The organism is Ferruginibacter sp. (assembly GCF_031430955.1).
In the GTDB taxonomy this organism is placed as follows: Bacteria; Bacteroidota; Bacteroidia; order Chitinophagales; family Chitinophagaceae; genus Ferruginibacter.
Window position 1 is genome coordinate 1 of the sequence record NZ_JANPCM010000417.1, and the last position, 5,591, is coordinate 5,591.

Annotated in this window: 7 protein-coding genes; 2 read left to right on the top strand and 5 right to left on the bottom strand. The window is 36.4% G+C overall.

Annotated features, from left to right (window positions below):
- Nucleotides 1-319 (top strand): hypothetical protein (locus ACY65O_RS11625; RefSeq protein WP_462221022.1); only part of this gene is annotated, 319 nt, incomplete at its 5' end.
- A 49-nt stretch (nt 320-368) separates the two neighbouring features.
- Here ACY65O_RS11625 and ACY65O_RS11630 read toward each other — a convergent pair.
- Nucleotides 369-557: a hypothetical protein gene (locus tag ACY65O_RS11630; protein WP_462221023.1), complete on the bottom strand. Its 189-nt coding sequence runs from the start codon at nt 555-557 to the stop codon at nt 369-371.
- Between the two features lie 106 nt (nt 558-663).
- Between ACY65O_RS11630 and ACY65O_RS11635 the strand changes: the two genes are divergently transcribed.
- Nucleotides 664-1,362 (top strand): sterol desaturase family protein, encoded by a 699-nt coding sequence (locus tag ACY65O_RS11635; protein ID WP_462221024.1) that lies wholly within the window; start codon nt 664-666, stop codon nt 1,360-1,362.
- Nucleotides 1,363-1,364: 2 nt separating this feature from the next.
- On the opposite strand, the gene ACY65O_RS11640 is transcribed toward ACY65O_RS11635, so the two are convergent.
- Genes ACY65O_RS11640 through asnB form a run of 4 tightly spaced genes read right to left on the bottom strand, consistent with a single transcriptional unit; the run spans nt 1,365 to nt 5,494 of the window.
- Nucleotides 1,365-1,688, bottom strand: a complete 324-nt coding sequence (locus ACY65O_RS11640; RefSeq protein ID WP_462221025.1) for a hypothetical protein — start codon at nt 1,686-1,688, stop codon at nt 1,365-1,367.
- Nucleotides 1,688-2,461, bottom strand: a complete 774-nt coding sequence (locus ACY65O_RS11645) for a TIGR02757 family protein (protein ID WP_462221026.1) — start codon at nt 2,459-2,461, stop codon at nt 1,688-1,690. Before ACY65O_RS11645 ends, ACY65O_RS11640 begins: the two co-directional genes overlap by 1 nt.
- A 6-nt stretch (nt 2,462-2,467) precedes the next feature.
- Nucleotides 2,468-3,607 carry a cystathionine gamma-synthase gene (locus ACY65O_RS11650; RefSeq protein WP_462221027.1) on the bottom strand — a complete coding sequence of 380 codons (1,140 nt, stop codon included), beginning with the start codon at nt 3,605-3,607 and terminating at the stop codon, nt 2,468-2,470.
- A gap of 33 nt (nt 3,608-3,640) precedes the next feature.
- Nucleotides 3,641-5,494, bottom strand: coding sequence for an asparagine synthase (glutamine-hydrolyzing) (asnB, locus tag ACY65O_RS11655; RefSeq protein WP_462221028.1), 1,854 nt, complete (start codon nt 5,492-5,494; stop codon nt 3,641-3,643).
- Nucleotides 5,495-5,591: the final 97 nt, after the last annotated feature.

Here is a 5,591-nt window from a genome sequence, read left to right on the forward strand (position 1 = left end):
CGCCTGGATTACCACCGACGTGCATTTTGCCGAGGTATTCCGCTACACGCCATTTGACGATGAGCCCACGTTTAAAGTACATGAATTTGTCAGCGGACCTCTCAATGCAGGATTGTTCCCAAGCCGCGATTTCGACACGACCCTCAACCCTGAAAGTTTATTCTTCTATGGCCCTAGCGATGCGATCACGACCTATGCGCAAGCCAAACCGTGGATGAATTTTGGACTGGTACGCGTGGAGGAAAACGGCACACTGGCGATTTCTATCCGTAATATTCACGGCAATCCGGTGTACGAAGTGACGCTAGATCCGCAGTAGTTTTTTATTTTTCAATCTTAATCTTGTATCAATAAGGAGACTCCATATGCTAAAATCGAATCCTACAACATTCATCATCACGGTGCTTACGATGATAGTAATCAATGCCCCAGTAATTTAAAAACATCGACATGCTATTGGGTAAATCGGGGTGCAGGCTGTCGGTGTCGTATAAATTGCCATTTACTAAAAGGGCTAATTGAAGGTTATCGTCTTTTAAATAGGTAACTAATTTCATACAAAAAATTGTTAGCAAAACTAACTAATTATGTAAGGATTAAATTAACAAATGAATTATTGTTTTATATTTTGAATTGCTAATTTTGTAGCATTAAACTAAGACCATGAAATTCGAGAAAATTCATAATAAAGGGCAGGCACAACTTTTTAAAAATCAGTATTTAGAATACCTCACCAAAACACATCCTTTGGTAATATGGGGTTTGTATGTGCCCATCATCAGCTTTATGCTGTATTATACCAATGCAGTAATGCAAATTGAAGTTATAAATGTTATGCTTACTTTTTTGTGCGGCATTTTTTTCTGGACATTTTTTGAATATTGTATCCATCGTTTTGCATTTCACTTTGTCGCTGAAAGTGAAAGAGCCACAAAATTTGTTTACATAATTCACGGTAATCATCACGAGTACCCCAGAGATAAAGAAAGATTATTTATGCCGCCTGTGCCCAGTTTAATTTTATCTTCTGCAATTTTTTCGCTGATGTATTTTATAGCGTATTTGCTTGGAGCCACAGGTTATGTGTTTGCTTTTTTTCCGGGATTTATTTTGGGCTATTTAGTTTACGGCACCATGCATTATGCCATACATGCCTGGAACCCGCCTTTTAAATGGATGAAACCTTTATGGCGCAACCACCACCTGCATCATTATAAAAACGACCACATGGGTTTTGGTGTAAGCAGCACTTTGTGGGATCATGTGTTTGGTACCATGTTCGATTTAAGTAAAGAAAAAGAAGACAAAACAAAAGTGCAGGAGTTGATGTTTAGTAAAAACAGGAGCAGGCAGGAAGCATAATTTTACCAGAGTTCTTCATCCGAAGTGCCGGTATTTTCTTTTTTATATTTTTTTCGCAGCGCCATTTTTTCCAGCTGCCTTTCAATAATTAATTGTGCAATAATTTTTCCTGCATTTTCACTGGCATGATCCTGCAAAAGATTTTTTAACTTTTTTTCACTTACATCTATCCTGTACAGCAGCGATACTAATTTTTCAAAATTGTCTTGAATAAGCTCATTAATAGCGGCAGATAATTTTTCTTCCAGCTCGGTAAAAGAAATTTTTTCTGGCAGCTCCAGTGCCATGTCTTTATTAATGTATTGTATAAGTTCAGTATTGTTCATTATAATTTTTCCATTACGCCGGTACCAAATAAAGCAAAGTCATATTTTACCGGATCGATAGCATCTAAAGTTCGTAAATATTTGGTTAGTTCAAGCGCCGATTGCCAGTCGGTTTGATGGCGCTGCAATAAATTAAATCTTTTAGCTACTCTTGCCACATGCACATCAATAGGTATAATTAGTTGCGAAGGAGAAATATTTTTCCAGATGCCAAAATCTACACCGGTTGTATCATTGCGTACCATCCAGCGTAAGTACATGTTCAATCTTTTGCAACTGCTGTTTTTTTCTGGAGAGGCAATATGTTTTTTTGTTCTTTCAGAAATATGCGGCAGAGAAAAAAAATAATGATAGAAGCCATTCAATCCATTTTCTATTGTAGCATCTTTTTTTTGCATTCCTTTTGTAAAAGCATTTTCAAGAGAATTATTGCTAGAATAATGCATGTTGAAAAATTCGATGCAGTACAACAGATCGGTAGTATTAAATGTGCGGTGTTTAAAGCCTTCTAATTTTTTTAAATCTTTGGATTGATGCTGTAGTACAAATTGATGCGGCGCATTGTCCATTAACTGCAATAATTCTTTACTTTTATTGATAATGGTAGTACGGTTACCCCATGCAAAAATGGCGGCAAAAAAACCGGCAATTTCTATATCCTGTTTTTTGGTAAAAAGATGCGGAATGCAAATTGGATCTGCTGCAATAAAAGAAGGTTGATTGTAAAAATCAACCTTGCTGTTTAAAAATTCTTTGAGATTATGTTCATCCATGTTAAATTACCCAATTGCCAAATTCAAATCTTCAATCAAATCATCAGCATCTTCAATACCCACACTTAATCTTATCAGGCCATCACTCAAACCATTTTTAATTCTTTCTTCTCTTGGTATGCTGGCATGCGTCATACTTGCAGGATGATTGATTAAACTTTCTACACCACCCAAACTCTCGGCTAAAGAAAATAAATGCGTAGCGGATAACACTCTTTTTACTTCAGCATCACTGTCGTTTTTTAATTCAAAACTTATCATACCGCCAAAGCCATTCATTTGTTTTTTTGCAATGGCATAACCTGCACTGTCTTCAAAACCGGGCCAGTACACTTTCGCAACTTTTTTATTATTGCGTAACCAATGAGCAATTTTTTCGCCATTTTCGCAATGCGCCTTCATACGAACGCCTAAAGTTTTTATTCCTCTCAATACTAAAAAACAATCTTGTGGGCCTGGCACAGCGCCACAACTTTTTTGTATAAAATATAATTTTTCTCTCAGTGCTGCGTCGTTCATCATTAAACATCCCTGTATTACATCGCTGTGGCCGCCTAAATATTTTGTGGCGCTGTGCATTACAATATCAGCACCTAAATCCAAAGGGTTTTGTAAGTATGGCGATGCAAAAGTATTATCAACACAAAGCAATGCACCAGCTTTTTTTGATACCGCAGCAATGCCTTCAATATCAGTAATATTCATTAAAGGATTAGTAGGCGTTTCTATCCATATTAATTTTGTATTTGCTGTTACAGCTGCTTTTACATTTTCAACATTGCTGGTATCAACATAAATAAATTTTATATTGTAGCGTTCCCACACTTTTGTAAATAACCGGTAACTGCCGCCGTACATATCGCTTGCTGCAATTACTTCATCGCCGGGGTTTAATAATTTTATTACACTGTCGGTTGCAGCAACACCGCTGCTAAAAGCCAAACCAAATTTTCCATTTTCAATTATAGCATAGGCATCTTCCAATGCTTTACGGGTGGGGTTTTGGCTTCGGGCATATTCGTAACCTTTATTTACCCCGGGTGCCTGTTGTACATAAGTAGATGTTTGGTAAATAGGCGTCATAATGGCTCCGGTACTTGGGTCGGGCTCTGCACCGGCATGTATTAATTTTGTAGCAAGTTTCATTGTTGTAATTAAATTTTTATTTTGCAAAGATGACTAAATTATTTTAGCAGCACATAAATATCTCCAGTCGTAATTATTATCTGCATGGGCAGAGGCAGGGATTATTTTTTTATCCAAAACATTTTTTCGCAGAATATTTGCATCCACCAATTTCTTTTTGGCCTCATACATATAATCCTGCAGGGCTTTATTTTCCATCCATTGTTGTTGTGGCGGTTCGTAACCTACTTTATCTTTTCTCCATACAATTTCATCAGGTAATTTTTTATCCATGGCCGTTCGCAATAACCATTTTGTCCAGCCATCATGTATTTTTAAGTTAGAAGGCAGAGAAAAAATGAACTCAACTAATTTATGATCTAAAAAAGGTAAGCGAACTTCTCTGCCATGTGCCATACTGTTTCTGTCGGCATAGCGCAGTAATTCTTCCAGGCCCAATTCTGTTGTATTAAAATGTAAAATATCATTAAGCTTGGTAACAACAGGTTTGTGAATGCCTTCCCATTCCCTGCCTCTTTGCGTTCTTAAAAATTCAGGATTAATATCCGGCTGATGCATTGTTTTTTCATACTCATTTTTTTCTAATTGCATGGCCGCATGCATAGGTAAAAAAGCAGCAAAATAATTTTTTAAATTCCACCTGAAAGGAATTTTATTTTTTCGTAACGCTCTTATCTCATTTTGTGCAGCACCCAGTTTATGCCTGCTTAATACTTCCTGTAAATACCAGTGAATATATTTATGGTAACCGGCTAATGTTTCATCGGCACCCTGCCCATCCAGCAAAACTTTTACATCATTATGTTTGGCTAATTCAAAAACTTTGTATTGTGCATAAATGCTCGACGATTGAAAAGGTTCTTCCTGGTGATAACAAAGTGTTTCAAAATCTTTAATTAAACCATCGGCAGTGGGTTCTGTTTTAAAATTAGTAACATCAAGTTTATTTGTTAGCAGGTTAATGTAAAATGATTCATCTTTTTCAAAACCCGGAAAAACAGCAGAAAAAGTTTTTAGTTGATGAAGATTAACTTTTAAATTTTGCATTGCAGCTGCAATGGTTGAACTGTCAAGGCCACCGCTTAAACTTGTTCCCAATGCAACATCACTACGCAATCTTTTTTTTACCGATGCTGTAAATAATTCATTAAATTTTTCAATGGCATCATCCGGCGAAATATGAATTCTAAATTCTTTATCAATATGCCAGTATCTTTTTATAGCAAGTTTTTGTGCGGAGGGTTTGTATTGAAAAAAGTGCGCAGGCAGTAAAGAATAAATGTCGCTGAAAAAAGTTTGCTTTTTATCTGCAGCACTTTGCACATTACCCAGTGCCAGATAATTCAACAGCATTTTTTCGTCAGTCTCTTTTTTTACACCTGCGGCCCATAAAGCTTTCATTTCGCTGGCAAAAATTAAGTATTTGTCATCTTCGTAGTAATAAAATGGTTTTTCTCCAAAGCGGTCCCTTGCAGCAAAAAGTTGTTGTTCGTGTTCATCCCAAATAGCAAAGGCAAACATGCCGTCAAAATGCGTAAGGCAATCTTCTTTCCAAAAATCATAAGCAGCTAAAATTACTTCCGTATCTGATTTTGATTTAAACACATAACCATGCTGCAGCAGTAATTCTTTTAATTCAATATAATTATAAATTTCGCCATTATAAACAATCGTGTAACGGCTTAAATAATGCATAGGTTGTGCGGCAGCATCACTTAAATCAATAACAGCAAGGCGGCGGTGCCCAAAAACAATATTATTTTTTTCATTGCTCCAAACCCCTTCGCCATCAGGCCCACGGTGTGCAATTGCATTAATCATTTTTTTTAAATGAAATGCCGGTATTTTTTCAGAAGAAGTTGATAATATTCCTGCAATGCCACACATTTTGTAAATATCAATAAAAATACTGAGGGCAGGTAAAGAGAAAAGAAATATTATTTGTACTAAAAAGAAATGGGTAAGGCAGCCTGCACATTATCCC

Bases quoted from the DNA above. Each gene is read 5' to 3' on its own strand.
- ACY65O_RS11630 (WP_462221023.1), bottom strand. From the start codon at position 557: ATGAAATTAGTTACCTATTTAAAAGACGATAACCTTCAATTAGCCCTT.
- ACY65O_RS11635 (WP_462221024.1), top strand. From the start codon at position 664: ATGAAATTCGAGAAAATTCATAATAAAGGGCAGGCACAACTTTTTAAA.
- ACY65O_RS11640 (WP_462221025.1), bottom strand. From the start codon at position 1,688: ATGAACAATACTGAACTTATACAATACATTAATAAAGACATGGCACTG.
- ACY65O_RS11645 (WP_462221026.1), bottom strand. From the start codon at position 2,461: ATGGATGAACATAATCTCAAAGAATTTTTAAACAGCAAGGTTGATTTT.
- ACY65O_RS11650 (WP_462221027.1), bottom strand. From the start codon at position 3,607: ATGAAACTTGCTACAAAATTAATACATGCCGGTGCAGAGCCCGACCCA.
- asnB (WP_462221028.1), bottom strand. From the start codon at position 5,494: ATGTGTGGCATTGCAGGAATATTATCAACTTCTTCTGAAAAAATACCG.